A 25576-nucleotide genomic window follows, 5' to 3' on the forward strand; every position below is an offset into this window, starting at 1 on the left:
CTACCTGTTCATAGGACTGAAATGACAGTCCGTTAGAGAGGATTGCCGTCACGGCATGCGGCCCGCGACGGCCATCTCGCATACATAAGGATCAAGCGAATGCGTACCTCCATCGCCCGACTGGTAATTCCAACATTGGCTGTGATGGTGACCGGCATTGGCGCCAACGTCAGCGCTCAGGGTCTGCAGTATGACTGCCGGAATGAACCGGTCGCCATCGCCATCCCGGGTGATCGACTGGACCGGGCGATCAACCAGCTGCGCCTCACGACCAGGTGCCCGATTTCCGGCACGAAGCTGGCCAAGGGCAAGCGCTCAAAGCCGGTCGTCGGCACCATGGTGCCTCAACAGGCGTTGCAGGCCATGCTGGACGGTACGGGATTGCAGATGCGATCGATCAAGGGCGGATTCGAAATCGTCCGCGTTCCCCGCAACTGAACGTCAACGCCGAAAGGAGCATTGATCCGGGCTCATTCCCAGCCCGGTCATGCTTTCGAGGATGCCGATCACAGCGTTGGGTGAACCGAAAGCCCCATCCACGCCGCCATCGCGATCATCATCAGGTTCTCGGTCAGCGACAGGAAGCCGAGCGGAACGTTGCTTGATCCGCCGACACACGCGCACTTGAGATCACGTCGGTCGATATATACGGCTTTGACCACGGACACCGCGCCGACCGTACCGATGACCAGCGCGATCGGCACCGACAGCCAGGTCAACACCCCTGCGATCATCAGTACGCCCGCCAGTCCTTCGGCGAACGGATAGACGTACGAATACGGCACCCAGCGCTTCGCCAGCAGGTCGTAGTTGAGGAACATCGTAGCGAAGCTCTCGATGTTCTGGAGCTTCAACAAGGCCAGTACCGTCATGCTGAACCCGATGAACCACGCCGCAGCCTGCAGCGTGAACGGCGTGGCATATACCGCGTGGCTGACAGCCAGAGCCATCGACGCGGTGATGGCGAACAATGCCGCTACGGGCCGGTAGGTGGTCGCCTTGGGATCGGCGACGGTCTTGCCGAGATGTCGGCGCAGATCGTCGTATCCACCGACCCGTTCACCGCCGATGAAGGTCTGCGGCGTCATCCTCACACCGTATTGCGCCTTGAACGCATCGGTATCGGCGCGCGTGCGCAACCAGCGATCCTCCACGGCGTAGCCCTCTCGGCGCAGCAGGTCCTTCGCCTTCAAGCCATAGGGACACACGTGCTGGTCCATCACCATGCGGTAGAGAACGGCTTGGCGGGGTTCGCCGATCAACGTCATTTGCAGTGGCCTTCGTGTAGCATCATTGAACTGTCACCTATATAGGGTCCGTACCATGGTACGGAGTCAAGGGATGCCTGGATTGTCCATTGCCGGGCTGGCGCGCGCGGCCGATGTGGGCGTCGAGACGGTGCGCTACTATCAACGGCGTGGCCTTCTCGAGACGCCGGCTCGACCGGACGGGTGCGGCCAGTCGGGGAGTATCCGGCGCTATGACAACGACGATGTTCGTAGGCTTCGGTTCATCCGTTCCGCGCAGGCAGCCGGTTTCACGCTTGAGCAGATCGGCGAACTGCTGGCGCTCGATGCCACCGAGGATCGGGCAAGGGTCCGGGCGCTCGCGAAGGAGCGGCTCGTTGCGCTGGGCTTGCAGATCGAGGCGCTGAAAAAGGCACGGGACTCGCTTCGACGGCTAGCACGCGAATGCGCCAGCGGTTCCGCCGGACCGTGCCCGATCCTGACCTCGTTCGATCACGCCGGAGGATGAAAGCCGTGAAACCTTCCGCAAGATCGTAAGGTAGAGCTGAGCTCGATCCGGATATCACTTCCCCTCGAGTGTCTTCAGATAGTTTTCGTGGTCCTGCGCCGTGCCTACGAAGCGCTTCATGCGAGCCAGGTGCTCGGGAGGCAGTTCGGCTTCCGCCTTGGCAAGCTGGTCAGCGATCCAGCCGGCGTTGAAGTCGGGCACGCCGGCGCGCTTCAGATTCTCCGCCCGCCTGATGGAGTCACCGCTGCAGAGCACCAGCATCCAACCGTACGTTCCCCGCTCGAACAAGGCCCGACCGCCAAAGTCGCCTTGGGTCCAGTCCGCGATCGCGTGATCGCCGCTTATGACGACCGGACCAAGCTCGATCGGAAACCGCGCACTCCCGAAGTGCGCTTCGGTTGCCTGGGCGATGCGTCCCCTGTCGACGACCGTGTTCGGAATGCCGCAGCCGGCGAGCGCAAAAGCGCTCGCCATTCCCAAGAATCTACGCATCGATCAGCCGCTTCAGTCTGGCAACCGCCTGAGCCTCCGGTTCCTTCGCGTCCATCGTGTCGACGAATTGCCCGTCACGATCGAACAGGAGTATCCTTGCCGTGTGGTCGATCGTGTAATCGCCGTTCGGCAGCGGCACACGTTCGACATAGATCTTGAACGACTTCTCCATCCGCTTCAGCTCGGCTGGGTCTCCGGTCAGACCGATCACCGGCGCATCGAACATCGAGAGGAAGCTGGCGATGTCCTCCTTCTTGTCGTGCTCGGGATCGACCGAGACGAACACGACGTTCATCTTGTCCGCGCCGGTCCCGATCCGCTTGCGGAGCAGTTCCATGCGCGCCATCGTCGTCGGGCACACATCCGGGCAACGCGTGAAGCCGAAGAAGATCGCGTAGGGCTTGCCCTTGAGCGTTTCGTTGGTGACCGTCTTCCCCTTGGTGTCGACCAGTGTGAACGACCCGCCCGGTCCCGCGCGTTGCGATGTCGTGGCGCTATTGCCGGAGGCATTGGGTTGGCGCGAACATCCCGTGACGGTCACGACCAGCCCGAGCGTGAGGGCGGTTGCCAGAGCGGTACCGCGCAGCAGACCGCGCGTGCGTGGATCCGACATCACTTGTGCCCCCCACGCTGCGCGGCCGGCGCTGAGTCCCCCGCCCCGCCGATGACGAACTGCACGGTCACTGTTCCCGCCCGTGCGAAACGCAGCGTCGCCGGAACCCGTTCGCCTGCCTTGAGGGGAGACTTCAGGCCGATCAGCATGATGTGATTGCCGCTCGGTGCGAGCGTCGCAGTGCCGCCTGCCGGCACTGCGAGACCATCGACGAGCTGGCGCATCCGCATGACCCCGCCGTCCATCGACATGGTGTGGATCTCGACGCGTTCCGCGCGCGGCGACGTGGCGGAAATAAGCCGGTCTCCTCGCGCTCCGGCGTTGCGGATCGTCAGGAAGCCCGCCCCTACCGTGGCACGGGGCGACGTAGCCCGCGACCAGGGCTGCGAGATGGTGAGCGAGCCCTTGCGGACGTCCTGCGCAAGGGCAGGGGCGGCGAGCGTGGCGACGAGCGCCAGCGCGATGCGATAGGTCATTCTAATTCCTTTTATAGGGGGTCAGCGCGCACGCGCAGCGGCGAAGCGGTCCGAAACCGCCTTCCAATTCACCACCCGCCACCAGCCATCGAGATAGTCGGCGCGGCGGTTCTGGTATTTGAGGTAGTAGGCGTGTTCCCACACGTCGTTGCCCAGCACCGGAATGCCCTTCACCTCGGCGACATCCATCAGCGGATTATCCTGGTTGGCGGTGGAGGTGATGGCGAGCGTGCCATCCGACTTCACCACGAGCCAGACCCAGCCCGAACCGAACCGCTTCGTACCGGCCCCCCTGAAAGCGACCTCGAACGCAGCGAGCGAACCGAACTGGTGGTCGATCGCGGCTGCGAGCTCGGCGGAGGGCTGCCCGGTCCGTGCGGCGGGCGCCATCGTCTCCCAGAAGAAGCGGTGGTTCCAATGACCGCCGGCGTTGTCGCGGACGACCGGGGGGAGGGTACCGGCCTTCGCCACCAACGCCTCCAGCGATCGGCCGGCAAGCGACGGATCGGCCGACACGGCCTTGTTGAGCGCATCGACATAGGCCTGATGATGCTTGTCGTGGTGGATCGTCATCGTCTGAGCGTCGATCGCAGGATCGAGCGCGTCGGCGGCATAGGGGAGGGCGGGAAGCGAGAACGGTGCCGGCGCGACTTGCGCGAACGACGGCACCGGCGCGCACAGGGCGATCGCCCCGAAGAACAGGCTGCGAAACATTGATGATCTCCTTCTCGCGAAAGGCTCCGTCGATCGTGCGCGGGGGGCCGGTTGCCGACATGGCGTCGGCGCCTCCCGGTCAGTCGATCGACGTGACGAGGCTGCACGCACACCCGGTCATGTGCCGGGTGCACGGTGACAGTGCCGCTGCATCCGGCCATGCCGGTGAGCGGACGATCGTCAGTTCAGCGAGAGCGGTGGTCCACGCAGCGGTGGGCGCAGATACGGATGTGGTTGCAGCGTCGCCCCGGGCGCTGTCAGCAAGGCCGACGCGGCGACGATGGCGAGGGCGGCCAACAGGATGACGGGATCGACGGCGCCGAGGATCTGTGCGGAAAGACCGGCATAGGCGCAGGGCATCTCGGTCTTGCCGTGATCGGTAGACGGCGCGTGGTCGGGCATCGCTGCCTTCATCGTAGCCATGTCGTCGCCCATTCCGGGCATCGCCATCGCTTCGGTCGTCATGCCCGAGCAAGTAACTATGGTGATCGCACCGCGGTCGTTCGCGATCATGTACCCGGTCGGAACGAGCAGCTTCAACAGCAGCACAGCGACACATAGCAGCACGGCAAGATGACGTTGAGCAAGGAGGCGGCGGATCGCGGGCACGACGGAGAGCTATCGTGATCAGGAAGCTGTGTCACTTGGGCATTGTGCCCTAGTGACACGAGGGTTTCCGTCATTAGTCCACGCGGTGGACAGGTGCTGGGTTCAGCCCCGGCCGAGGTGGTTATGACGATACGATCCGAAGTGCGATTACGGTGCCGCGGTGCGGGCGGGGGATGTACGGTGTGATGCCGGCGCCTCGCACGCCCGGACGTCTTCGACCTTGCGGTATCCCATGTCGGCGACCGCATCGATCCGCTCGACTTCAAGCAACCCCTTTCCGCACTGGCGGCGGGTGCCAGCAGGCCCATGTCGTTGCAGGCGTTGGTGACGTGCTGTTCGACGGTCAGTCTGTGCTTGGCATCGACGCTAGCTGCGCGTGGTAACGACCGTCACTTTCGAATGTGCGACCATCAAGCCCGCGTCGGGATCGGTGAGCGAAATCGGCCCTTCGCCGCTCTCCTCGAACTGGCCGAGCAGCGCGGCAATTACCCGACGCTGCTCGCGCAGTTTGGCCGCAGCCGCTCTGCGGCTAACCGTTAAGGAACGTCGTTGAACACATGGCTCCAGATGTAGTCCGCGATATCGACGTCGGCGTTGCCGTAGACTTCGTGGAATGCGTACGCGATCGATACCAGTCCGACGCGCGTACCACCCCGGCATTCCGTGAAGGTCTCGTCCCGGCTGAGGCCCTTCAACTGGGTGCGCACGGGTTCGCCACTGCATCCGTCGAGGCCGGCCCAGGTCGCCAGGCTCTTGCGGGCCCCTTGGAAGCCGAAAAGGCCGACGCCGTAATAGCTGACGATCTCGTCCGCCGTGCCGTGAAACTCGACCACGGTGATCGGACGAATCGGGCGGCAGTCCGTCGTAGTGTTCAACGGGAAGGACACGGGCGCCGCGGCGTGGAAGACATCGGATGCCTCACACGCCATCCGCTGGGTCATAGATCCGCCGTTCGAATGTCCGGTAACATAGGTTCTGGTGCGGTCGATGCGGCCTTGTGCCTGAAGCCGGGCGACCAAGGCGCGCAGATAGCCGACGTCATCGATGTTCTGCTTAGCGGAATCGCCACAGCATCCATAGCCGTTCCAGCCCTTGTTAAGCGCCTCCGGCCAGACGGCGACGAAACCGCGACGGTCCGACTGGGCTAGCTGTCCGGACTTTCCCTGCTGCTTCTTTGCGCTGCCGAGATAGCCATGAAGATCCATCAGCAACGGCACCGCGGTGTCACCCGCATAGGTGGCCGGAACGTGGACCAGGTAGCTGCGGGTCCGCCCCGCCCACTCCATCGTGCAGCTATAGTCGCCGGGCGTCAGCGCATCGGAGCATCCGTCCTGCGCGCTGGCTGGCGTTGCCCAGAGGAAGAGGCTCGCGGCGATCGTGAACAGCGTGGGGCGCCAGCGTGCAGCGCGATTGTACAGGGTGAAGCGCGTCATGGGTCGTCTCCTGGAGAGGTTCGTCAGTGATCGTTCTGCGCAAGCCGCCATTCCGAATCGGTGGGCGCTCTAAGCGGAGTATGCTGGGGCATCGGAGCGGGCGGCAGCGGTCGCAGACCGCCGTCGTTGTCGAGCGCGGCTGCGGAAACCGAAAAACGGGGACCATCCGCGACCGCAGTTCGGGCGGCATTCCGTAGACGAGCCGGTTGGGCTGCCGGCGCGCCATCGATCACCACCACTGCCACGTTCGCCGTTTCCGTGGCGGACGGCTCACCGCAGCTCGACACGATCAGCGTGGCCGCGGCGATCAGTCGGGCCGGCTCACGCACGATGGCTGGATTCGATTGGCGGCCCTTCGGAAACACCGAGCCGGGAGTCGGCAAGCCCGACGTACAGCCACCAGCGTTCTTGGAAGGCGACGAGCCCCTGCGCGAAACACACGTTGCCGACCTGACCCGCCGCTTCCGCTGGATCAATACGCTGGAACGGGTCGGCCAGACGTCCGATCACCGCGGTCGGATCGTTTCCGTCGAACAGCATCTGGCCGGGCTGATAGGCGAAGGGAGGCGCATCCCCGACCCCGCCGTCGAAGTGGTTCGTGCCGTTGTAGATCAGGACGATGCCGGCCTGGGTCAGCACGGCTGGCGGTCCCGGTTCGGTCAGTAGAGAATCGAAGCGGTGACGACGGGGGCCGGCGATCGCGCGCAGTCCGTTGGGACCGGGCACTCGATCAAGGACCCAGTGACCCATCGGCCCGTTCGACGTCGGGTCCCAAGTCAAGTAGCGGTCCGGCGAGGTCTCCGCTTCGAGCGGGGTCCACCGGATGAGGTTCGTCGACGTTGCGGCGAAGACCATGCCTTCGCCCCAGTACATCCAGTATCGGCCATCGATCTTCGCCGCGACCAGCACGCCGCCGACGAGCATCGTCACTATTGCGCCAGCTTTGGTAGGGCGACGTACGTAGGGAGATTCTGCGAAGGCGGGACCGTGCTTGGTCCAATTACGAAGGTCGGGCGAGGTCGCCACGAACAGACATCCTGCCTTGCCGTCGAACGCCGTGTACGTGCATACGTAGCCACCCTCTGGCGAGGCGACGACACGTGGGTCTTCGATGCCGCCCGGCCACTCCCACGCCTGCCAACGGTCGTCTGTGGGGAACAGGACGGGTTCCGGGTCGAGATCGAAGTGAAGACCGTCGCTGCTGGTCGCGAGGCCAATGCGCGACGTGCCTGCATATCGCCCCTCGACGTCCTCCCCGCGCACCAGCAGGCAGATACGCCCATCATGCACCACTGCACCGGGGTTGAAGATGTCTTTTTCGGCCCAGGCAACGGTCTTGCCAGATACGGGGCAGGGAAACGTCGCGTGGGACCGTTCCTCAAGGATCCGGCTGGGCGGCGCGAACGGACCGATCGCCCAGTACGGCAGTGAGACGTCGTTCGTCATGCGAAACTCCTGGTTGCGATCGTGACGGCGGTCGTTCGAGCCATCAGGATCGCGCCATCGAGTCCGGCATGCTGCAGCTTCGCGGAGCGGATGAAGTCGTCCGCGCCCGCGACGGGACCGACGCCGTAGCCGCCGAATGCGTCCGCATAGGCCGCGCGTACCGCCGCGAGCATCGTCGGCGCGGTACCCACGCCGCCCCCGACGACGATACGGTGAGGTGACCAAGCCAGCACGATGGCCGCCAATAGCTGAGCCAGGTAGTCGGCGATCAGTTCGCGCACGTCCGGCCGATCCGCGAGCGTCTCTTCGGGACGAAGCCGAAGAGCGACGGCGGGACCGGCGGCAAGTCCCTCCGCGCAGTCGGCATGGAACGGACAGGTTGAAGGCGTCGCATCGCCTGGTCGCCGGACGAGTCGCAGATGACCGATCTCGGGATGCATCGCGCCGTGCAACGCGCCGGTCGCACTGACCAGACCTGCCCCGATCCCGGTGCCGATGGTGATGTAAGCGACGCTGGAGCAACCCCGTCCTGCGCCCCGTGCGCGTTCGGCTAAGGCGGCAGCGTTCACGTCCGTGTCGATCGCCACGGGCACGCCCAGCGCCTGCGTCAGATCTGCGCGCAGGTTGCTGCCGGTCCAGCCGGGCTTGGCGGTATCGAGCATCCGGCCGTAATCAGGATGGTGGGGGTCGATCAGCAATGGGCCGAAGGCCGCCATGCCGACTGCTGTCAGGGGATCCTGCGTCTCGTCGGTTTCCGCGACGAACGCGGTGAGGTCCCTGGACGCCGCTGCGGGAGTTGTCGTCGCCCAGCGCCGCTCCGCGCGGGTGACGCCCTGCGCGGATACGAGGCGAGCGACGATCTTGGTACCGCCGGTCTCGATGCCTAGCCAGCTCATGCCGCAGTCTCCGATGCGTGGGACGTGGCGTCCTGCCGCCGCTGAATCAGATCCCGCAGGATGGCGGAATGCTTGCGCGCATCGAGACGGTAGAAGAGGCAGGTCGATGCGGCGGCTAGCGCCAGCAGACCGGCACCCGGCCCGTTGATGATGCCGATCCACCTAACGGTATCTGCTCCCAGCGCCGCATGGCCGCTTCCCGTGCTCTGGAAGCCTATCGCCTGCAGCGCGACCCCTGCGACCAAGGAGCCGATCCCGGCCGCCGCCTTGGTGGCGAAGGCCCAGCCCGCGAAGTACAGACCTTCCCGTCGAGCGCCGAAGAGATGCTCGTGTTCGTCGGCGGCGTCCGCCATCATCGACGCGAACGAGATCGCCGCGGCGGCCATCAGAGCGCCCCCGACGAAGACCGTCACGCCAAGGATCGTGACCATGGCACGACCTTCGAACGGGAACAGCCCAACGAGACGCAGCGCCGTGGGCAGCGACGTCGACAGCGAGAGGCCGACCATCCCGATCAGCAGTACGGTCCGCTTCTCCATGCGCTTCAGCATCGGCCCGGCCAGCGGTGCGCCGAGCAGCAGCCCGCTGAACAGCGACAGCGTCACCGACTGCATCTGGCTTGGCGTCATGCGCCAGAAGTACGTGTTGGAATGGAGCCCGAGCGTGCTGTGGATCGCCAACGACGTGAAGAGGAGCAGCGCGCCGACGAACAAGGTGCGGAATGACTGGTTGCCGAAGATCTCAGCAACCTCACCCGCAAGCCGCTCATGGATGCGCCGTGTACCTGGCAGCGGAGGATGCTGGCGATCCCGCATCGTCAACAGCGCACGCATGGCGATCAATGCGCCGACGCCAGCTATAACCGCTAAGGTGAGGGCGAGAGGCGTGTAGCCCGCGCGTCGTGATGGTCCCTCGACGCCGCCGAGGAATACGCCGAAGCCCAGCACTACGGCGCTGAGCGCACCTGCCATCGCTCCGCCCCAACGCCAGACGGCGATCGACGATCGCTCGGCATAGTCGTCGCTGAGTTCCGCGCCGACCGCGTTGTAAGGGAGGAGAAACAGCGAGATCGAGATGCGCAGGCCGATCGACAGAACCGTCAGCCAAGCGAATATCGCGACGGTGCTCCAGCCCGCGGGCAGGGAGAATATCAGGACCAGGAACAGCATCGTTCCTGGCAATCCGGCCGCCATGAATGGCAGTCGACGCCCGAACCGCGAATGCCAACCATCCGAAAGCGAGCCGATCAGCGGATCGACAAGCGCGTCGACGACGAGCCCGGCGGCTAACGCGATGCCCGCCAACGCGGCCGGCACGCCGACGACCGTGGTCACGTAGAAGAAGAGGAAGATGGTGACGCCCTGACTGGCGATCCCGTCAAGCAGCGCACCGGCTGCATAGCCGAGCTTCAAATGCGTCGGCAGTGGCGTCAGCTTACGCCCCGCCGGGTCAACGCTTCCGTCAGTCGCCGCAACGCCGACGACCCCGCCGTTCGGCGCTCGGTCCATCACCCTCTCCATTTCTATCGTTGAGCAAGGCTTAGCATCGAACTTCAGCTAAGCAACAAAAAGAATGGACGGTTCGCAAGTTCTCGTTTAGCGGTCGGCTATCGACGGCATTCGATCGTCGCGGGGAGAGGAAGATGAAGCGTTCGACGATGATCGCGGTGCTCGCATGCGGCACGGCTTGTACGATGGCTTGGACACCGGTGCGCGCGCAGGAGGGCGGCATGGTTTCCGAGCGTCCGACGACTCAGAAACCAGACCCGAGTCGCGGGGAGATCGAAGCCACCGATATCGTCGTGACCGCCAACAAGCGGCAGGAGCGACTGAAGGACGTGCCGATCAGCGTCAGTGTGGTCGCCGGCGAACAACTGACCCGGCAGAACGTCAATGAGGTCTCGGATCTCACCCGTAGCGCGGCCGCTCTCAACACAGCGGGACCGTTTGGTGCGTTAAGCATCCGCGGCATCGGCAGCGTCTCCTTCTCACGTTCGTCGGAGGGCAGCGTCGGCGTGGTTGTCGACAACGTCGCACTGGCCGGTACGTCCACCAATCCGCCACTGCTGTTCGACGTCGCACGCGTCGAGGTCCTCGAGGGTCCGCAGGGAACGCTCTTCGGGCGCAACTCGTCTGCCGGCGTCCTGAACATCGTCACCAACGCACCCGATCCGACCAAGGTCGAAGTCATAGCGCACGCGGACATTGCGACGCGCGAGAACTACATCGGGCGGGCGGTGATCAACCTTCCGATCGCGGACAACGCCGCGCTGCGCGTCGCTGGTTCGTTCGCGCAGGCTCCCGAGTCGCATTTCAACCTCACCGACCGAAGCTGGGTCCGCCAGCGCAACTATGCCGGCCGAGCTAGATTCCTGTGGGAGCCCACTTCTCAGATCACGATCAATTTGGCCGGCGACTACAGCAATGCGGACAAGCGGGGCGGCACGCCGTGGTCCGTCTACTCCTCCACACCCGGCAGCCGGCTGACCCAGCGGCTGGCGGCATGCGGCGTGACCGTTGGTGAGGAAAACCAGCAGGGCTGCATCGACGGTGGCAACCGCGGCTGGACCGAAAGCTACGGCTTCTCGGCGCAGGCGGATCTTGAGATCGGGACGCATACGCTCACCTCGATCACCGCCTATCGCGCGGTGGAAGGCAAGGTGACTGCGTACGACGTCGACAGTGTGCCGGTATACCGGTTGAATCAGGTAGGTCCGCTCAGCACGCACAACGTCAGCCAGGAACTGAGGCTGACGTCGCCGAGCGGCGGTACCCTCGAATACGTCGGTGGACTGTACTACTTCGACAGCGAATACGATGGTTACGTCGAGCAGCTCGGTCCCATCGGAACCGATCTCGGCATCCCGTTCCCGCTTGGTCAGCGGCTGACGACGCATGCGCAGACGACGAGCGTCGCAGCCTTCGGCCAGGCCACGGTCAGGATCGGATCGGCCTTCCGGCTGATCGGCGGTGCTCGCTACGGCAATGAGGACGTGTATGCCCGAAGCGTCGGAACCTTGGCGACGGGGGCCGTAGCGCCGATCAGACCGATCGCGCCGGTGATGGGCGACGTCAGCGACGACTACTTCTCATACAAGTTGGGCGCTCAGTTCGACGTCACCCGTGACGTGATGGTCTACGGGACCTACACGCGCGGCTACAAGGGACCGTCGATCAACGATCAGGCGGGCGGCCAGACGACGCCGATCCTCGTCCGACCGGAAATCCCGAAGTCGGGCGAAGTGGGCGTCAAGGCCTCCGCGTTCGGTGGGCGCCTGACCGCCAGCCTCGCCGGTTTTTACACCAAGGTTGAAGATTTCCAGGCGCAGTTCTTCGATCCCGCGGCGGCGGCCTTCATCTTTGGGAACGCTCCGTCGCTCACTAGCAAAGGCGTCTCGCTGAACATCTACGGTCGACCGGCGCGCGGGCTCAGTCTGAACGTCGGCGCGGTCTACAACGATGCACGCTACGGCGACGGCTATCTGGTCGCATGCGCGCAAGGACAGACGTTGGCGCAGGGCTGTGTGCCACAGATCGTCGGCGGCGTTGTGCGCGGTCAGGTGGACGACGCAGGCGGCAATCGGCTCATCGGCGCGCCCGAGTGGAAGGTGACGGCCTCCGGCGAATATGCTGCGGCGCTCACGAGCGCGATTCAAGGTTTCGTCCAGGCGGACATGGTCTATTCGTCCCGGGTCTATTGGGATGCGGCGTTCAATCCGATCGCGCAGAACGATCCCGCGGCCCTGTTCGGTGCTCGCGTGGGCGTGCGGTTCGACCGCGAGCGTTTCGGCTTTTCGGTGTTCGGCCGCAACCTTTTCGACACCTATCGCGCGGCGTCGCGCTTCGCGACGCCGGTCGCCGCGCAGCAGCGTGACCCTCGCGCGTATTCGCAGATCAGCGGTCCGGAGTCGCGGCGTGTGATCGGGCTTAGCCTTGATGCCCGGTTCTGACATGAGCGAGGATCCACGCCGGTTCGTTGCAGCGTCGGTTTCGCCTCAGGCGGGTATGATCCTGCGCATGGTCGGGGCAGCTCTGTCGGCGATGCCCGCGCAGGCTCCACCGGACACTCTCGAAGCGTTCGACGAAGCGGCGGCGCGTAGCGCCGCTTGGGCCGAACAGATCGCAGCGGCTCCGCTTGCCGGACTCGCGCCGACGCTGGCGAGGTGGGACGCAGGGGGCGTACCGGTACTGACCGTCACGCCTCAAGCTCACGATCCTGCCACCACATCGCTCGTGTACGTCCACGGGGGCGGCTTCGTCAGTGGTTCGGCGCAGTCGTCGCGGTTGACCGCAGCACTGGCAGCGGCGTCGAGCGGACGGGTCGTCCATTCGATCGACTATACGCTTGTCCCGCGGGCGGATCATCGTCGTATCCTCGAAGAGGTCGTGATCGCGTGGACGGAGATCGTCTCCCGCGAAGGTCGAGTGCTCGGGCTGTTCGGAGACAGTGCCGGGGGCTGCATAGCGGCGGCGGCTACGTTGATATTGCGGAATCGCGGCGTGCCGATGCCTCGAGCTCTCGTGCTGTTGTCGCCAGTGCTCGATCTGGCAGGTGAGGGCGACACGAACCGAACCCTCGCGCAAGTCGACTATCTCGATCGTGCGATGCTTGAGCCCGCCCTTCGCGGCTACGCTGATCCGGCCGAGTGGCGCAATCCTCTCGTTTCACCCGTGCACGCCGATTTCGCGCCGGGTTATCCACCGACGCTAATCCAAGCTGGTACCCGTGAGGTGCTTCTGAGCGACAGTGTCCGGTTCCACCGGTCGTTGCGTGCCGCCGATCGAACGTCCCGACTCGAATTGTTCGAGGGCATGCCGCACGTCTTCCAACCCCTACTCGCCGAGACTCCGGAAGGCGTCGCTGCTTGGGCCGACATGGCGGCGTTCTGGCGTGAGCATCTGGCATGACGCAGGGTATGCTGACGCCGCCCCGGCGCATGGCTAGGGTAAGGACCATGACCGATCCCGCTGCTCCAAGCCGCCAGCGACGCCCTCAAGCCGAGCGCACCGCGGAAACCCGCGCAAAACTAATACAGGCGGCGATCGTCTGCCTGAACCGGACCGGCTACAGCGCAACGACGATCAGCACGGTCGCGGACGAGGCCGGCGTAAGTCGCGGTGCGATGACCCATCAGTTCCCGGCCAAGACCGATCTGATGTTATCTGTGGTCGAGGCGGTGTTCGAGGAGGACGGCGCGCTGTACGGCCGGACGATCGCCGACATGGATCCGGCGGCTTGGCTGCTCGCGTTGCCCGAGACGATGTGGACGGTCATCAGCCGCCCCGCCGGCATCGCCGTCATCGAGATCATGCTCGCTTCGCGCTCGGAACCGGACTTGGGCGAGCCGCTGCGTCGTCTTCAAAGCCGCATCGACCGCCAAGCCCATGACTGGAGCGTGGAGCGGATCCGTGCGGCTGGGCTCGAACCGCATCCCGAGTCGGAGGCGATGCACGAACTCTTCGTCGCCGCAGTGCGAGGCCTCGCAATCGAGGCGACGTTCATGAAGAATACCGACGGCGTGCATCGGTCGCTCCGGGTTCTCTCGGAGACGATGCTGCGTCTCTACCCGTCGCTCGATACCTAACGATGAAGGATTTCCCGTTGACCGACCGCGCGCGCCGCCCCGTTCCCGACGGTTTTCTCTGGGGATCCGCGATCTCGGCGCACCAGACCGAGGGCAACAACGTCAACAGCGACGCATGGCTGTGTGAAACCGTGGTTCCCACCGTCTACGCCGAGCCATCCGGTGACGCCTGCGACAGCTGGGACCGGTTCGATACGGATTTCGACATCGCCGCCGACCTTGGCTTCAACTGCCATCGCATAGGTGTGGAGTGGTCCCGCATCGAGCCCGAGCCGGGGCGCTTTTCGCGCGCTGCGCTCGACCATTATCGGCGCGCGTTTGAGGCGCTGCATGCACGCGGACTGGCGCCCATCGTCACATTCAACCACTTCACCGTCCCGCGCTGGTTCGCGGCACGGGGCGGTTTCGAGGTCGCCGACGGTGCGGACCTGTTCGCGCGCTACGTCGAGCGGACGACAGCGGCGCTGGGCGACCTGATCGCCTATGCCACGCCGTTCAACGAGGCGAACATCCAGCGACTTCTGATCCTGCTGCGGGGCGGAACCGCCATCGGCGCTACCGCCGAGGAGATGCTCCTGGAATGCGCGCGCGCTTCGGGGTCGGACCGTTTCTCGTCGTTGCTGTTCGCGCCGCTGGCGCGGTGCGAACCCGTGATGCTGGACGCGCAGACCAAGGCGATGGCGGCGATGAAGGCAGGTCCGGGATCCTATCCGGTCGGCGTGACGCTCACCATGCAGGACGTTCAAGGGGTCGGTGATGGACATGCGGCCGAAGCGGTCACGACGGCCATGTACGGCCCGTGGATCGAAGCCGCCCGCGCCGCGGATTTCGTCGGCGTTCAAACGTATACGCGAGTTCTAGTCGGTCCCGCCGGTCAGATCGCACCGCCTGCCGGGGCCGAACTGACGGCGGCAGGCTACGAATTCTATCCACAGGCGCTGGGCGCCACGATCCGCTTCGCGCACGAACGGATCGGTCGCCCGATACTAGTCACCGAAAGCGGGATAGCCACGAACGACGACGCTCGTCGCGTGGCCTACATCGACGCTGCGGTGGCGGAGGTGCGGCGCTGCATCGACGACGGCATTCCGGTCCGCAGTTACGTCTGCTGGTCCCTGCTGGACAATTTCGAGTGGACGAGAGGATACAAGGAGCGGTTCGGGCTGGTGCATGTCGATTACGAAACGTTCGCCCGTACATTAAAGCCCAGTGCCCACCATCTGGGTGCGATCGCCCGATCGGGACTTATCTGATGTGGGCCGACACGAAGCCCGAAGTGGTCGGTCTCTCCAGCGACGGGCTGGCGGCGATGGATGCGGCGATCGAGGCGCACATCGACGACGGCACCATCGCAGGCGCGGTCGTACTGGTTGCTCGGCACGGGCGGCTCTGTCACGCGTCGGCGTTGGGGTATCGTGACGTCGGTACCGAAGCACGCGCCGAGATCGACGATCTGTACCGGTTGTTCTCGATGACGAAACCGGTGACCGCCGTCGCCATGCTCCTGCTTTGGGATGAGGGACGCTGGGCTCTCGACGATCCGATCGCGCAACACCTGCCGGAGTTCGCCGAACTGCGGGTGAGCACGGGCTGCGACGCCGCGGGCGGGTTGATCACGGTGCCGGTGGAACGGGCACCGACGTTGCGCGACCTGTTCACGCATAGCGCCGGTTTCAGCTACGGCACCCGTCTCTCACCCCCCGGCGACCCCGTCGATGCCCTATATCAAACAGCCGGAGTGTGGGAAGCGCATGACCTACGCGAGATGATGGCGCGACTCGCCACGCTACCTCTTGCCTATCAGCCGGGGACTTCGTGGCGATACAGCCTGTCCATGGACGTGCAGGGTGCGATCGTCGAGCGGCTTACCGGGCAGAGTTTGGGCGCGTTCCTGTCGGGACGGCTGTTCGGGCCGCTGGGCATGGACGACACGCGCTTCTTCACGCCCGACGATGAAGCGGGCCGACTTGCGACGCTGTATCTCAAACCGTCCGATACGCCGCTGACGGCGATTCCCAACCCGATGTTCGACGAAGCCCGGACCGAGCCCCCGCTGCCGCTGGGCGGGGCGGGGCTGATATCAACGGCACCGGACTATCTGCGGTTCGCGGCGATGCTCCTTGGCAATGGCGAACTCGGCGGCACGCGCATCCTTTCGACCGAAGCGGTCACCTTGATGATGACGAATCATCTTCCTGATGCGCTGATGACGCGGGGTTTCGTAGCGGGACATCAGCGGGTCGGGCCGGGGGCGGGTTTTGGACTGAACGGCATCGTCTTTACCGATCCCACGCGCGCCGGAGTGGCGGTGGGCCGCGGCACCTATCAGTGGGACGGCGCGGCCGGAACATGGTTCTGGATCGATCCCGAGAATGATCTGCTGGTCGTGGGCATGACCCAGACCCTGTCCTACACCCCGCCCGCCCTCCAGGCGGCGACGCAGGCGCTGGTCGCCGCCGCGGTTGTCGATGCCTGACCTGGTTTCCAATCGGGGCGCATCGACCCCGAGGCGGTCTCCTTTCCGCACGCTGGCGAAGGCCGCTGCGATTGTTCTGGCGCTGTGCGTTGTCGGAACCTGCATCGCCCTCGCGTTCCTGGCATATCAAGCAACCCGTCGCCCGACCGGACGTCCCGATTATGTCGCCTTGGGGAGTTCCTATGCAGCAGGCTCGGGGCTGGGCGAGCGTGTAGGGGGTGCGCCTTTTGGGTGCATGAGGGGAAACGGAAGCTATCCTCACCTGCTGGCACGAAGGCTCGGTCTTTCGCTGGTGGACATGAGTTGCTCCGGTGCAACGGCGTCGCAGGTCCTGAACGGCGGACAATATTTCCAAGGCCCGCAAGTCGCGGCCGTGACAGCACAGACGAAGCTGGTGACGCTCACTGTGGGCGGCAATGATCTCCACTATGTCGGCGACCTGCTTGGGCTGGCGAAACGGAAGGATGGAGGAGTCGTCGGATGGATAGCGCCCCGCTTGCTGCTCGCGTCGCATACAGATCCCAAGCGCGACGCGAACGCACTCGGCGAAAATATACGGGCGATCGTCCGAACGGTCCGGCGCAAAGCGCCCAGTGCGCGCATCGTGATAGCGACCTACCCGGCGATACTGCCAGAGCAGGGGGCTTGTCCGCTTTTGCGGCTGACGATGGACGAAGCCGCTCGCATGCGCGCCTTGGCTACCACGTTGGCGCAGACCACGCGGGACGCCGCACATGATGCCGGTGCTACGTTGGTCGATATGGTGACGCTGGGCAGGGACCACGACGCCTGCTCCCTATCGCCCTGGGTCAACGGCGCATATGCCCGTTCGGGTGACGGTGGTGCGTTCCATCCGACACGCTTGGGTGCCGCAAGCTTTGCGACCAGCATAGCATCGACATTGGTTCAAACCCGGCGAGGGCGGTGATCGCCTGCACCATGCTCATGGCTATTCTCGGCGCTGCATAGCGTCATGGCAGCCTCGTCGTGATCCCGCCGATCTGGCCTACCGCGCGCATCTCGATGCTGCGGATCGAAGCAGATGTCCGGTTGCAACATCAACCGCTTCACCCGTGAGGACGTCGTACCGGCACCGGCCGTTCGGTCGTCGTGGTCGATGGCGCGCGGGACGTGTGATGTGGCGGACCTATCTCGACCGTATGCAATTGCCACGTCATTGCCGAGTTCCGTCGAAAGGGACCTAGATGATCCGTTCGGATGGATAGTCGCTGGTCGTATCCAGTGACGCGACCGCGAAACATTGCTCACGAAGCCAGCGGTGCGCGAAGTCGTTCGTCGATCTCATGTGCCACCCAGCCGATAGTGCGAACGAGGAGAGCGCGATCGGCGGTTCGACGAGGATCACGTCTAACGGTCGGTTGGCAAGCAGGGCATTGGGGAGGGTCGCGACCAAATCACTTCTCGCGACGAGTTCGATGGCGACGAGATAGCTCTGGACGGACACCGCGACCCTTCGAGATCGGTCGAGTCTTTTCAATTCCGCGTCGATCAAGCTGTCGAAGCCGCCGCCCGTCGCGGATACCACGATGTGATCTCGCGCGCAGAATTCGTCGAGATCTAACATGCCGCCGGAATGGCCGGCGGCGGCAACGACGGTCATGAAACGATCACGTATTATCGTCCGGGCGATCAGCGAAGGTAGCGATGCAAGCTGAGCCGGAGATGCAAGGACAAGATCCAGTTCGCCAAGCTCGAGGGTATGCAGGCGAGCTCGATCATAGTTGAGGAGCACAACCCGGACACCAGGACCGGATGCCGACCGAACCGCATTGATCAGCGGCGCACCGGCGATGATGGATGCGTTGTCATTAGCCATGATCGTGAATGTCCGCGACGCCGATAACGGATCGAAGGCGACGCCGGAAACCGCCGTGTCCAACTGGCTCAGCGCTTCCCGCGCCGCCGCAGCGAGCGCGATGGCGCGGGTGGTTGGAACGAGGCCGCGGCGACCCGTTGCGGGCACGAGCAGATCGTCGTGAAGAAGGCGGCGCAGTTCGCTCAGCCGTGCGGACAGCCTCGGCTGGCTGACACATAGCCTTGTAGCAGCGCGCGTGACGCTTTGTTCCTCTATCAGTGCCACGAGCGAAGGCAGGAGCGGAAGAAGGGCTTCAGAAAGCATCTGGATTCCGGATGTCCGTCATTCGTACATCCGCATAGCGGATCGCCAGGTCCCGAGCCATCTTTTGGTTTCAACAAGGAGGTGACGATGACGACGGATTCGGAAGCACTGGCCAATGCATTTCATGGTGCTCTGGTCGCAAAGGATTGGGAAGGCATGCGCACACTGTTCCATGACGATGCGACGTGGACGCTACCAGGCGACAACGTCATTTCGGGCCAAGCGGCCGGCGTGGACGAGGTAATCGATCGCGCTAAGCTGATCGCCAGCTACGGCCTGTCCTTCAAGCTCGAACACATTCTACTCAGCCGCGACAACATGGCGCTAGGGCTGCACAACACTGCGGAGCGTGACGGCATCCGGTTGGACGAACATCTTGCGACCGTCTGCCGGTTGCGCGATGGGCGCATCGCCGAGGTCGAGACCTTCCTCTCGGACATTCCGGGAATGAACCGGTTCTTCGTACGTCCATCCTAACGATGATGCGAAGGAACCGGGGGAGTCCGTGGAGGATTCGGGATTGATCAAGCGATGACCGTCGTCGCATCGCCCCACATGGCATAGCGGACGCAACGAAGCGTCACAAACCTCTCCGTATCAAAGTGGTCGTATGTCGCGCATGAAAGCGCAGCACCGCATCGGCGACGTGATGTGCGGCTTCGCGCCCGGGAAAGTGGCCGATGCCAAGTAGGACGATGCGTTCATATGGACCCTCGAACCAAACCAAATCCTCCAAGGACTCCGCTGGTGGGTCGCAGGCATCCGCCTCTCCCTGAATCATTAGCGTCGGAACACGTAGACGCGCCGTGCCGGCGATGATCCCGGCAGCATCGTCGTAACTTAAGTCGACTGGTTCAGGCAGCCAGCTTGAACGATAACCGTGGAGTGTGATCGCTGCCCAATCAGGGTTGCGAAAGCTTCGCGCAGTTTGAATGAACGCCGCTTCCTCGTACCAGCCCTCCGGCGACCAGCTGTCCCATTGCTCGCGGGCGAAACCGATTGGATCGGCGCGCACCTTCTCTGCGCCCCCGTCGTGATTCATGTACCACTGATACCACCAGCGGCGAGCCTGGTCGTAGCCCGGCGTCGTGAAGCGTCCGTTGGGCGCGTAGCCGATCGCCAGCGCTGCGATCATGTCCAGACGGTCCGGGATGAGCGCAGCCAGATTGTAGGCGGCCCTCCCGCCCCAATCGTGACCAACGACCGAGCAGCGTTCGATGCCAAGACCGTCGAGAAGATCGATCGCATCACGCGCCAGAGCCACCGCACGACCGTCCCGTACGGTCTCCGGCGATCGGAAGCGCGTCGGTCCGAAGCCGCGTAGCCACGGCACGATCGTTCGGAATCCGTGCGTCTGAAGACGCTCGGCGACGTCCGACAGTCCCGTCGGATCGTCCGGCCAGCCGTGGAGCAGAAGCATCGGTTGGCCGGCAGACGACCCGCCTTCGAGGTAGGCGATGTCCAGCTTGCTGGTTTGAAGCCGTTTCATGAGGGCTGTCTATCTGATGTAACCGGCGCCCGCATGTGGATCGGCGCCGAATATCGATCCCGTGTCGCACTTGCGGATGCTGCCTCCGTTGCCAGCCGAAACGGTGGATTGGAGCTAGCCAGAAGTTCGATGGTCGCGAAGAGCAGATCTGTATCGCCGATGTTCTCCAGGTCGTGCGTCATCGACTGGCCCGCCGCGAAATGGAGGTGATGCGTATCGCCTCCGACTTATGCGACTCGGTCGCTCGTTCCATCGGCGTTTCGGGAGAGGGCATGGCCCGGCGTGAGCGCGGTCCAGAAATAGTCCGGCACAAGCGTGTGGAAGCCCAGCCGTTCGCCTGGAGCGAGCCTGACATGCCAGATGCGCAATACGTTTGTTTTGGAAACGAGATGGGTTCCGACGCGGCCGTTGTGCATGCTGCCTTCAAGCTCCTCGCGGAGAGCCGGCGTCCAGATTTCGTCTGAATCTGCCAGCGCAGGGTCGATCTCCGCCTGAACGTTCAGTAGCACCGGCGCGCCGAGCGGCATGCTGGCAACTCCGGCGACGCCGCGACTGTGACGCGGGGGGACGGAATGACCGCGTTGAGAACGTCCGATGCCCCATCGAGAACTGCCGCATGATCCTCGAAGTCCGGCGTGCACAACAGGTTGCCCTCGACGCGTACGATCCGACGCACGCGAGCCAGGTTACCGCCGCAGGCTACGCGAAGCTAGGCCATCGCGCTGATCGCGCACAGTCTGGCGGCGTCGTAGCCTTCGTCCGTCGTCAGCGTCGCCCCAAGGCGACCGACATGGCCTAGCGCGCCGTTCCTCCAGGGGAATTGCTCCGAGGTGGTCACGATGTCTCCGACCCGAGACCATGGAGCGTAGGCGCCCAGGCCGTCGGACGCGTCCGGCAACGCAATGCCGAGTTCTGCCAGCCGCTGCTCAGCGGAAGATTCGACCGCGGCGTCGATTGAATCTGCCGGGAACGGATCGGTAGGATCGTCCATCGTCTTTTCTCCCTCGCGAGCTATCGGTGGTCGTTGCCCGCAGGCTTCGCATTCACGGCCAGGCTGTAGAGCGTGACCGGCGGCACCACGGCGTCCTTGCCACGGTTCAGGCCTGCGGTGCGGTTGAGTTGCGAGGCAGGCAGCAGCAGGTTGCCCTTGTCGTCGATCCACATCGCATCGACCCAGATCAGTCGCGGATCGGCGATAAGCGTCTTGATCCGTCCGACAGGATCGATGGCAAGGATGCGTTTCTTGTCGGTATCGCTCAGGTAGATCGTGCCGTCCGCCGCGATCGCGGTGCCACCGGTCGATGGTGTGTCGGCAAAACGCTCGACATGACCCGCTAACGCAGCAGGGGGAAGCGAGGCATCGTCGAGCCAGCGCGTTTCGATCCGCGCCATCCGCCCGTTCGAAGGCTGATAGTAGAACCACTTGCCATCGGGCGAGATCTCCAGCTGGTCGGCATGGATCACCACCGGTTTGCCTGCGGGATCGGTCAGCTCGCGCCCCTCCGCCATAAGCTTGGTCTGCGCGACAGTTGAAGGATGGTCGTCGAGGACACGGCGACCTCTGCCGGTCGCCATATCGAGGACGATGAGGCCGGGCTGGCCCGCATCGGTGAGGTAGGCGTTCGGCCCGTGGAAACGCACGTCGTCGACGAAGCTGATGGGGGTGGTGACGCCAGCCAAATCGTACGTGCGGGTCACTTTGTTCGACGCGATGTCGACGCGGACGAGCTTGACGCCGCCGGCGACGGCCGGCTTGCCGATTCCCGGCGAGCCACGATCAACGACCCATAGAGCACCGTCAGGGCCGATCCGCAGCGCATTCACGCCGACGAAGCGGTTCGAGCCGCTATCGCCCTGCTTCCATTCGTTCCAGGTCGCATCTGGATAGGCGACGGCCTTGCCGTCCAGAAGTTCGGCAACCTGAGGGTCGCCCTTTCCGGGACGGGGCTGCACGGGAAGGAACGTCCGACCCGATGGCGTCGTCGCGACGCCGTTAACGATCAGGTCAGACGAAAAAACGGGCGTCAGCCGATCCTTGGCGGCAACGGGACCGGTTGCGAGCACGCTCGCAGCTAGCGCGGAAACGAGAGCGACTTTCATCGTCATATCCCTATTCGATGCCGGAGAGGACGGTCTTGCCATAGGCATCGCCGCCTTCGACAATGGCATGGGCGCGGCGCAGGTTCTGGGCGGTCAGGGGACCCACATCCTGTGTCGTGGTCGACCGCAACACGCCGGCGTCAATGATCGCCGCGAGCGCATCGATCGCCCCCGAAGGGTGGTAGCCTATGGCTTTCATGGACGGTCTCCTGATGATTTCTTGGAGGGTGTTCTGTAGGTGTGAAGCGCGTCGTCGAGCGCGCTGACCTGCGCATTGCCAAGATACAGCGCCGACAGTTCGGCAAGCGCGGGCCCGCCCAGCCGCGTCTTGGCATCCTTGCGGACGATCAACGTGGCGTTATCAACGCCGCCGAGCAGGCCCTTCGGATCTTCGAGCGCGCGGATCCGGTAGCGGTGATGCAGCCATTGCGGATGCCACAGCGGTACGATGATCCACGCACCGTCAGCCACAGCGCGTTCGAAGCGGCCGAAACAGTCATCTTCGCTACCGGGCGCAAATCGATAGCCGTGGGCGCCGAGACCGTATTGTTCGACGATCGCCTGCGAGAAGCGGCTGATTCCGGCGCCGACGTTCACGCCATGGATCAACCGATCCATGCGATCGAGCGCAAGCGGGGATGTCAGATCCTCGATGGAGGCGACTGCGGATACCGGGACGTGTTCGGGTACGCCCCAGATGCAATAGGGCTCGTACAGGACGGTCACCTTTTCGACTGCGTCGAGCATCGGTGTGATGTAGGCCCCATGGCTGGCGGGCAGCCACGCCGCGACCAGCAGGTCTATTTCGCCTGCGCCAAGCCGCCTGTACATCTCCTCATGCGGTGCCGCGCTGCGTTCTATCAAGTGACCATGCTTGACGATGATCGCCTCCACCTCTCGAGCGGCGGCGTTGTGAAAGCTGAGGTCGATGTGACCGACACGGACCGCTTTCGCGAGGCGCGACATCACCGCGCCCTCAATGTTGCGGAATACAGATGCCATCGGGGCTGCGATGGCGAACTGCCATCTACGGCGTTGGCGCGGCGCACAACGTAGCTTCCATCGAAGCGTTGGTTCCGACCGGTCGTCATCAGGCCGTCAACCCGTACCGGAACGGTCACGTAGATTGATCCGGCCGCGCCTTCGGACCGGGCGGGGCCGGTCACGCTCACGCGGACCCGGCGTGTCGCGGCGAAACCGCGCCGGAAAGCGGCGTAGGTTTGACCCGGCCGGCCGCGGTCTCCCCACTTCACCCAAGCCGTCGCATAGTCGTGGGCATCGATCGCACGATAGTAATCGCGTACGACGTCGATCGCAGCGGCCGTGCCGATCTGTGTTCGCGCGCCGCCTTCCGCCGCAGATGGAAGGGGACCCGCAAAAGCGGCCATCGTCGCGACGGCCAACATGCGATGCAGATTACGGACATGGCGGATTGTCATGCGGCGGTCCCTTTGGAGCGATGGTTGATCTTGGTGATGTCGGCGAGTCCAAGTACGGTTGCGGTTGCTGCTCGCGTTCGCCGGCATGCTTCGGCGTCCGCTTTGAGATCGATCCCATAGGTCGGGATCACCGCTCTGAGACGCGGAAGCCAAGCGGTTAGCCGGTCTGCGAAGCAGCGGCGCAGGACGTCGAGCGCGATCGACGCGGCAGTCGATGCGCCGGGCGACGCCCCCATGAGCGCTATGAAGGAGCTGTCCGCCGAACCGACCAGCGCGGTGCCGAACGCCAGTGTACCACCGCCATGACCGTTGGGCTCGATGACCTGTACACGCTGTCCGGCGACCGCCTCGGTCCAGTCCGCCGGATCGGCTTCCGGGTAGAATTGCCGAAGGGTGTCGATCCGCCCTTGCTCTGACAAGACCACCTGATCGGCGAGATACTCCTCCAGCTTCAGCGCATGAACGGCCACGTCGAGCAGCGGCAGCAGATTGGCTGGACGAACCGATCGGACAAGGTCGAGATAGGACCCGTCACGCAGGAATTTCGGGCTGAACCCCGCAAAGGGTCCGAACATTAGCGAATGCCTGCCCCGCACCACGCGCGTGTCTAGGTGGGGGACCGACATCGGCGGCGATCCGTGCGCAGCCTTGCCGTAAACCTTGACGCGGTGCCGCTCGACGACCGCAGGGTTGTCGCAGCGCAGCCAGATCCCGCTAACGGGGAAGCCGCCATAGCCTTGGCCTTCAAGGATGCCGCTTTTCTGCAGCATCGTCAGCGATGCACCACCCGCGCCCGAGAACACAAAGCGCGCTCGGACCTGTCCGGAAACCCCGTGGTCGCCGTGTGCGCGATAGCCAACGGTCCATAAGCCGTCATCGTCCCGAGTGAGCGCATCGACTTCGGCACCGTAGCGCGCCTCGAAGCCTTGCCGTGCGCCAAGCGCATCAATCAGCAGGTGCGTGAGCGTACCGTAATCGACATCGGCGCCGGTCATCATCCTTGTTGCTGCGACCGGGGCAGCTGGGTCGCGTCCCTCGATCACCAGCGGCGCCCACTCGGCGATCGTTGCAGAGTTCTCGCTGTATTCCATCCCGGCGAAGCAATGATGCGCGCTCATAGCCGCATGGCGCTTGCGCAGGAACGTGACGTTGTCAGCGCCGGTGACAAAAGCGCAGTGTGGTGCCGAGCGGATGAAGCGTGTCGGGTCGGGGATCGCACCGTGCTGGACCAGGTGCGCCCATAACTGGCGTGAAAGATCGAATTCCACGTTCACCTCGAGCGCCTTTGCGATGTCGATGGATCCGTCGACCTTCTCGGGCGTATAATTCATCTCGCAATTGGCGGCATGGCCAGTGCCCGCGTTGTTCCATCCGTCCGAACTCTCGCGCGCCGGACCACCCAGCCGTTCGACCAGCACTATCGAAAGCGTCGGGTCGAGTTCCCGTAATACGGTGCCAAGCGTCGCACTCATGATGCCACCGCCGATCAGAACGACATCGACCGTATCCGCCACCCTGCTCACAGCATCGTTCCGGCAGTGAACGGCACTGTGGCGGGATCTTCGACGATGACATACGCCCGTCGCCAAGGCTCTTCGTCGAGCAGCTCCCAATTATGACCGGTGCCGGTGGTGTCCTGGGCGAACAGAACGTCGCCGGGCCGGATCGCGAAACTGCGTCCGTCCTTCACGGTGAATCGCAACGTTCCCGACAATGTGATGACGAGCTGCATGGCAGGGGCATCGTGCCAGCCAAAATTACCACCGGACGGCGTTTCGCGGAACGAGATGCTGGTGGCGGCTGCGACGGGGCTGAGCGTATCGGCACCGTGCGTGCCGGACAGATCGATTGCGCCGTCCTCAAAATCGGAGTTTCCGTCGGCATCTGTCCAGATGCGTACGCAACGTATCATCG

At 64.2% G+C, this 25576-nt stretch carries 30 protein-coding genes; 9 read left to right on the top strand and 21 right to left on the bottom strand.

Annotation, left to right across the window (positions count from 1 at the left end; all coding sequences use genetic code 11):
- Positions 1-99: 99 nt before the first annotated feature.
- Positions 100-438 carry an STN domain-containing protein gene (locus IFT67_RS18050; RefSeq protein ID WP_192099519.1) on the top strand — a complete coding sequence of 113 codons (339 nt, stop codon included), beginning with the start codon at positions 100-102 and terminating at the stop codon, positions 436-438.
- 68 nt (positions 439-506) lie between these two features.
- Here the strand turns inward: IFT67_RS18050 and IFT67_RS18055 are convergent, their stop codons facing one another.
- Positions 507-1268 (bottom strand): glutaredoxin family protein, encoded by a 762-nt coding sequence (locus tag IFT67_RS18055; protein ID WP_244647511.1) that lies wholly within the window; start codon positions 1266-1268, stop codon positions 507-509.
- A gap of 73 nt (positions 1269-1341) precedes the next feature.
- Here IFT67_RS18055 and IFT67_RS18060 point away from each other — a divergent pair, with 73 nt between their 5' ends.
- Complete coding sequence (locus IFT67_RS18060; RefSeq protein ID WP_192099518.1) at positions 1342-1755, top strand: MerR family transcriptional regulator; 414 nt, start codon at positions 1342-1344, stop codon at positions 1753-1755.
- Positions 1756-1809: 54 nt separating this feature from the next.
- Here IFT67_RS18060 and IFT67_RS18065 read toward each other — a convergent pair whose 3' ends face one another.
- From IFT67_RS18065 to IFT67_RS18110, 10 genes are all read right to left on the bottom strand, one after another.
- Positions 1810-2229, bottom strand: a complete 420-nt coding sequence (locus IFT67_RS18065; RefSeq protein ID WP_192099517.1) for a copper uptake system-associated protein — start codon at positions 2227-2229, stop codon at positions 1810-1812.
- 10 nt (positions 2230-2239) lie between these two features.
- On the bottom strand, positions 2240-2860 hold the full coding sequence (locus IFT67_RS18070; RefSeq protein WP_192099516.1) for an SCO family protein: 621 nt from the start codon (positions 2858-2860) through the stop codon (positions 2240-2242).
- Complete coding sequence (locus tag IFT67_RS18075; protein ID WP_192099515.1) at positions 2860-3336, bottom strand: copper chaperone PCu(A)C; 477 nt, start codon at positions 3334-3336, stop codon at positions 2860-2862. Before IFT67_RS18075 ends, IFT67_RS18070 begins: the two co-directional genes overlap by 1 nt.
- 21 nt (positions 3337-3357) lie before the next feature.
- Positions 3358-4050, bottom strand: coding sequence for a superoxide dismutase (locus IFT67_RS18080; protein WP_192099514.1), 693 nt, complete (start codon positions 4048-4050; stop codon positions 3358-3360).
- Positions 4051-4230: 180 nt separating this feature from the next.
- Positions 4231-4659, bottom strand: a complete 429-nt coding sequence (locus tag IFT67_RS18085; protein ID WP_342366484.1) for a DUF2946 family protein — start codon at positions 4657-4659, stop codon at positions 4231-4233.
- A 536-nt stretch (positions 4660-5195) separates the two neighbouring features.
- Positions 5196-6092 (bottom strand): CE1 family esterase, encoded by an 897-nt coding sequence (locus IFT67_RS18090; RefSeq protein WP_192099513.1) that lies wholly within the window; start codon positions 6090-6092, stop codon positions 5196-5198.
- A 23-nt stretch (positions 6093-6115) separates the two neighbouring features.
- Positions 6116-6421 (bottom strand): hypothetical protein, encoded by a 306-nt coding sequence (locus tag IFT67_RS18095; protein WP_192239511.1) that lies wholly within the window; start codon positions 6419-6421, stop codon positions 6116-6118.
- Positions 6414-7538 carry a glycoside hydrolase family 130 protein gene (locus IFT67_RS18100; RefSeq protein ID WP_192099512.1) on the bottom strand — a complete coding sequence of 375 codons (1125 nt, stop codon included), beginning with the start codon at positions 7536-7538 and terminating at the stop codon, positions 6414-6416. Before IFT67_RS18100 ends, IFT67_RS18095 begins: the two co-directional genes overlap by 8 nt.
- The gene (locus tag IFT67_RS18105) at positions 7535-8434 is read right to left on the bottom strand and encodes an ROK family protein (RefSeq protein ID WP_192099511.1); all 900 of its coding nucleotides are present in this window, start codon (positions 8432-8434) and stop codon (positions 7535-7537) included. The genes IFT67_RS18100 and IFT67_RS18105 overlap by 4 nt, the downstream gene beginning before the upstream one ends.
- Positions 8431-9942: an MFS transporter gene (locus tag IFT67_RS18110; RefSeq protein WP_192099510.1), complete on the bottom strand. Its 1512-nt coding sequence runs from the start codon at positions 9940-9942 to the stop codon at positions 8431-8433. Before IFT67_RS18110 ends, IFT67_RS18105 begins: the two co-directional genes overlap by 4 nt.
- Positions 9943-10076: 134 nt before the next feature.
- Here IFT67_RS18110 and IFT67_RS18115 point away from each other — a divergent pair, with 134 nt between their 5' ends.
- The 6 genes from IFT67_RS18115 to IFT67_RS18140 are packed head-to-tail and all read left to right on the top strand — an operon-like array spanning position 10077 to position 17422.
- The gene (locus IFT67_RS18115; RefSeq protein WP_197983152.1) at positions 10077-12383 is read left to right on the top strand and encodes a TonB-dependent receptor; all 2307 of its coding nucleotides are present in this window, start codon (positions 10077-10079) and stop codon (positions 12381-12383) included.
- Between the two features lies 1 nt (position 12384).
- Positions 12385-13341 (top strand): alpha/beta hydrolase fold domain-containing protein, encoded by a 957-nt coding sequence (locus tag IFT67_RS18120; protein ID WP_192099509.1) that lies wholly within the window; start codon positions 12385-12387, stop codon positions 13339-13341.
- Between the two features lie 47 nt (positions 13342-13388).
- The gene (locus IFT67_RS18125) at positions 13389-14018 is read left to right on the top strand and encodes a TetR/AcrR family transcriptional regulator (RefSeq protein WP_192099508.1); all 630 of its coding nucleotides are present in this window, start codon (positions 13389-13391) and stop codon (positions 14016-14018) included.
- A gap of 17 nt (positions 14019-14035) precedes the next feature.
- Positions 14036-15271, top strand: a complete 1236-nt coding sequence (locus IFT67_RS18130) for a glycoside hydrolase family 1 protein (protein ID WP_244647512.1) — start codon at positions 14036-14038, stop codon at positions 15269-15271.
- Positions 15271-16494: a serine hydrolase domain-containing protein gene (locus tag IFT67_RS18135; protein ID WP_192099506.1), complete on the top strand. Its 1224-nt coding sequence runs from the start codon at positions 15271-15273 to the stop codon at positions 16492-16494. The genes IFT67_RS18130 and IFT67_RS18135 overlap by 1 nt, the downstream gene beginning before the upstream one ends.
- Positions 16487-17422 carry an SGNH/GDSL hydrolase family protein gene (locus IFT67_RS18140; protein WP_192099505.1) on the top strand — a complete coding sequence of 312 codons (936 nt, stop codon included), beginning with the start codon at positions 16487-16489 and terminating at the stop codon, positions 17420-17422. The genes IFT67_RS18135 and IFT67_RS18140 overlap by 8 nt, the downstream gene beginning before the upstream one ends.
- Before the next feature lie 273 nt (positions 17423-17695).
- On the opposite strand, the gene IFT67_RS18145 is transcribed toward IFT67_RS18140, so the two are convergent.
- Positions 17696-18634, bottom strand: coding sequence for a LysR family transcriptional regulator (locus IFT67_RS18145; protein WP_192239513.1), 939 nt, complete (start codon positions 18632-18634; stop codon positions 17696-17698).
- 87 nt (positions 18635-18721) lie between these two features.
- Between IFT67_RS18145 and IFT67_RS18150 the strand changes: the two genes are divergently transcribed.
- Positions 18722-19111: a nuclear transport factor 2 family protein gene (locus IFT67_RS18150; RefSeq protein ID WP_192239514.1), complete on the top strand. Its 390-nt coding sequence runs from the start codon at positions 18722-18724 to the stop codon at positions 19109-19111.
- A 103-nt stretch (positions 19112-19214) separates the two neighbouring features.
- Here the strand turns inward: IFT67_RS18150 and IFT67_RS18155 are convergent, their stop codons facing one another.
- From IFT67_RS18155 to IFT67_RS18200, 9 genes are all read right to left on the bottom strand, one after another.
- A complete protein-coding gene (locus IFT67_RS18155) occupies positions 19215-20123 on the bottom strand; it encodes an alpha/beta fold hydrolase (RefSeq protein WP_192239515.1) in 909 nt (302 codons plus the stop codon).
- Between the two features lie 227 nt (positions 20124-20350).
- Positions 20351-20650, bottom strand: a complete 300-nt coding sequence (locus IFT67_RS18160; RefSeq protein WP_192099501.1) for a hypothetical protein — start codon at positions 20648-20650, stop codon at positions 20351-20353.
- A gap of 182 nt (positions 20651-20832) precedes the next feature.
- Positions 20833-21114: a RidA family protein gene (locus tag IFT67_RS21010; RefSeq protein ID WP_192239517.1), complete on the bottom strand. Its 282-nt coding sequence runs from the start codon at positions 21112-21114 to the stop codon at positions 20833-20835.
- A gap of 20 nt (positions 21115-21134) precedes the next feature.
- Complete coding sequence (locus tag IFT67_RS18175; RefSeq protein ID WP_192099549.1) at positions 21135-22223, bottom strand: SMP-30/gluconolactonase/LRE family protein; 1089 nt, start codon at positions 22221-22223, stop codon at positions 21135-21137.
- 10 nt (positions 22224-22233) lie between these two features.
- Entirely contained in the window at positions 22234-22422 is a 189-nt protein-coding gene (locus tag IFT67_RS20455) for a hypothetical protein (RefSeq protein WP_244647513.1), read from the bottom strand.
- Positions 22419-23225 carry a glycine betaine ABC transporter substrate-binding protein gene (locus tag IFT67_RS18185; RefSeq protein WP_244647514.1) on the bottom strand — a complete coding sequence of 269 codons (807 nt, stop codon included), beginning with the start codon at positions 23223-23225 and terminating at the stop codon, positions 22419-22421. The genes IFT67_RS20455 and IFT67_RS18185 overlap by 4 nt, the downstream gene beginning before the upstream one ends.
- The gene (locus IFT67_RS18190; RefSeq protein ID WP_192099499.1) at positions 23189-23662 is read right to left on the bottom strand and encodes a hypothetical protein; all 474 of its coding nucleotides are present in this window, start codon (positions 23660-23662) and stop codon (positions 23189-23191) included. The genes IFT67_RS18185 and IFT67_RS18190 overlap by 37 nt, the downstream gene beginning before the upstream one ends.
- On the bottom strand, positions 23659-25176 hold the full coding sequence (gene mqo / locus IFT67_RS18195; RefSeq protein ID WP_197983153.1) for a malate dehydrogenase (quinone): 1518 nt from the start codon (positions 25174-25176) through the stop codon (positions 23659-23661). The genes IFT67_RS18190 and mqo overlap by 4 nt, the downstream gene beginning before the upstream one ends.
- Positions 25177-25181: 5 nt before the next feature.
- The gene (locus tag IFT67_RS18200) at positions 25182-25574 is read right to left on the bottom strand and encodes a cupin domain-containing protein (RefSeq protein ID WP_192099497.1); all 393 of its coding nucleotides are present in this window, start codon (positions 25572-25574) and stop codon (positions 25182-25184) included.
- Between the last annotated feature and the right edge of the window lie 2 nt (positions 25575-25576).

It is taken from the genome of Sphingomonas sp. CFBP 13728 (genome assembly GCF_014841895.1).
Classification (GTDB): domain Bacteria; phylum Pseudomonadota; class Alphaproteobacteria; order Sphingomonadales; family Sphingomonadaceae; genus Sphingomonas.

Excerpts from the sequence above, each read along its gene's own strand:
- IFT67_RS18050 (WP_192099519.1), top strand. The coding sequence starts at position 100 with ATGCGTACCTCCATCGCCCGACTGGTAATTCCAACATTGGCTGTGATG.
- IFT67_RS18055 (WP_244647511.1), bottom strand. The coding sequence starts at position 1,268 with ATGACGTTGATCGGCGAACCCCGCCAAGCCGTTCTCTACCGCATGGTG.
- IFT67_RS18060 (WP_192099518.1), top strand. The coding sequence starts at position 1,342 with ATGCCTGGATTGTCCATTGCCGGGCTGGCGCGCGCGGCCGATGTGGGC.
- IFT67_RS18065 (WP_192099517.1), bottom strand. The coding sequence starts at position 2,229 with ATGGCGAGCGCTTTTGCGCTCGCCGGCTGCGGCATTCCGAACACGGTC.
- IFT67_RS18070 (WP_192099516.1), bottom strand. The coding sequence starts at position 2,860 with ATGTCGGATCCACGCACGCGCGGTCTGCTGCGCGGTACCGCTCTGGCA.
- IFT67_RS18075 (WP_192099515.1), bottom strand. The coding sequence starts at position 3,336 with ATGACCTATCGCATCGCGCTGGCGCTCGTCGCCACGCTCGCCGCCCCT.
- IFT67_RS18080 (WP_192099514.1), bottom strand. The coding sequence starts at position 4,050 with ATGTTTCGCAGCCTGTTCTTCGGGGCGATCGCCCTGTGCGCGCCGGTG.
- IFT67_RS18090 (WP_192099513.1), bottom strand. The coding sequence starts at position 6,092 with ATGACGCGCTTCACCCTGTACAATCGCGCTGCACGCTGGCGCCCCACG.
- IFT67_RS18100 (WP_192099512.1), bottom strand. The coding sequence starts at position 7,538 with ATGACGAACGACGTCTCACTGCCGTACTGGGCGATCGGTCCGTTCGCG.
- IFT67_RS18105 (WP_192099511.1), bottom strand. The coding sequence starts at position 8,434 with ATGAGCTGGCTAGGCATCGAGACCGGCGGTACCAAGATCGTCGCTCGC.
- IFT67_RS18110 (WP_192099510.1), bottom strand. The coding sequence starts at position 9,942 with ATGGACCGAGCGCCGAACGGCGGGGTCGTCGGCGTTGCGGCGACTGAC.
- IFT67_RS18115 (WP_197983152.1), top strand. The coding sequence starts at position 10,077 with ATGAAGCGTTCGACGATGATCGCGGTGCTCGCATGCGGCACGGCTTGT.
- IFT67_RS18120 (WP_192099509.1), top strand. The coding sequence starts at position 12,385 with ATGAGCGAGGATCCACGCCGGTTCGTTGCAGCGTCGGTTTCGCCTCAG.
- IFT67_RS18125 (WP_192099508.1), top strand. The coding sequence starts at position 13,389 with ATGACCGATCCCGCTGCTCCAAGCCGCCAGCGACGCCCTCAAGCCGAG.
- IFT67_RS18135 (WP_192099506.1), top strand. The coding sequence starts at position 15,271 with ATGTGGGCCGACACGAAGCCCGAAGTGGTCGGTCTCTCCAGCGACGGG.
- IFT67_RS18140 (WP_192099505.1), top strand. The coding sequence starts at position 16,487 with ATGCCTGACCTGGTTTCCAATCGGGGCGCATCGACCCCGAGGCGGTCT.
- IFT67_RS18145 (WP_192239513.1), bottom strand. The coding sequence starts at position 18,634 with ATGCTTTCTGAAGCCCTTCTTCCGCTCCTGCCTTCGCTCGTGGCACTG.
- IFT67_RS18150 (WP_192239514.1), top strand. The coding sequence starts at position 18,722 with ATGACGACGGATTCGGAAGCACTGGCCAATGCATTTCATGGTGCTCTG.
- IFT67_RS18155 (WP_192239515.1), bottom strand. The coding sequence starts at position 20,123 with ATGAAACGGCTTCAAACCAGCAAGCTGGACATCGCCTACCTCGAAGGC.
- IFT67_RS18160 (WP_192099501.1), bottom strand. The coding sequence starts at position 20,650 with ATGCCGCTCGGCGCGCCGGTGCTACTGAACGTTCAGGCGGAGATCGAC.
- IFT67_RS21010 (WP_192239517.1), bottom strand. The coding sequence starts at position 21,114 with ATGGACGATCCTACCGATCCGTTCCCGGCAGATTCAATCGACGCCGCG.
- IFT67_RS18175 (WP_192099549.1), bottom strand. The coding sequence starts at position 22,223 with ATGAAAGTCGCTCTCGTTTCCGCGCTAGCTGCGAGCGTGCTCGCAACC.
- IFT67_RS20455 (WP_244647513.1), bottom strand. The coding sequence starts at position 22,422 with ATGAAAGCCATAGGCTACCACCCTTCGGGGGCGATCGATGCGCTCGCG.
- IFT67_RS18185 (WP_244647514.1), bottom strand. The coding sequence starts at position 23,225 with ATGGCATCTGTATTCCGCAACATTGAGGGCGCGGTGATGTCGCGCCTC.
- IFT67_RS18190 (WP_192099499.1), bottom strand. The coding sequence starts at position 23,662 with ATGACAATCCGCCATGTCCGTAATCTGCATCGCATGTTGGCCGTCGCG.
- IFT67_RS18200 (WP_192099497.1), bottom strand. The coding sequence starts at position 25,574 with ATGATACGTTGCGTACGCATCTGGACAGATGCCGACGGAAACTCCGAT.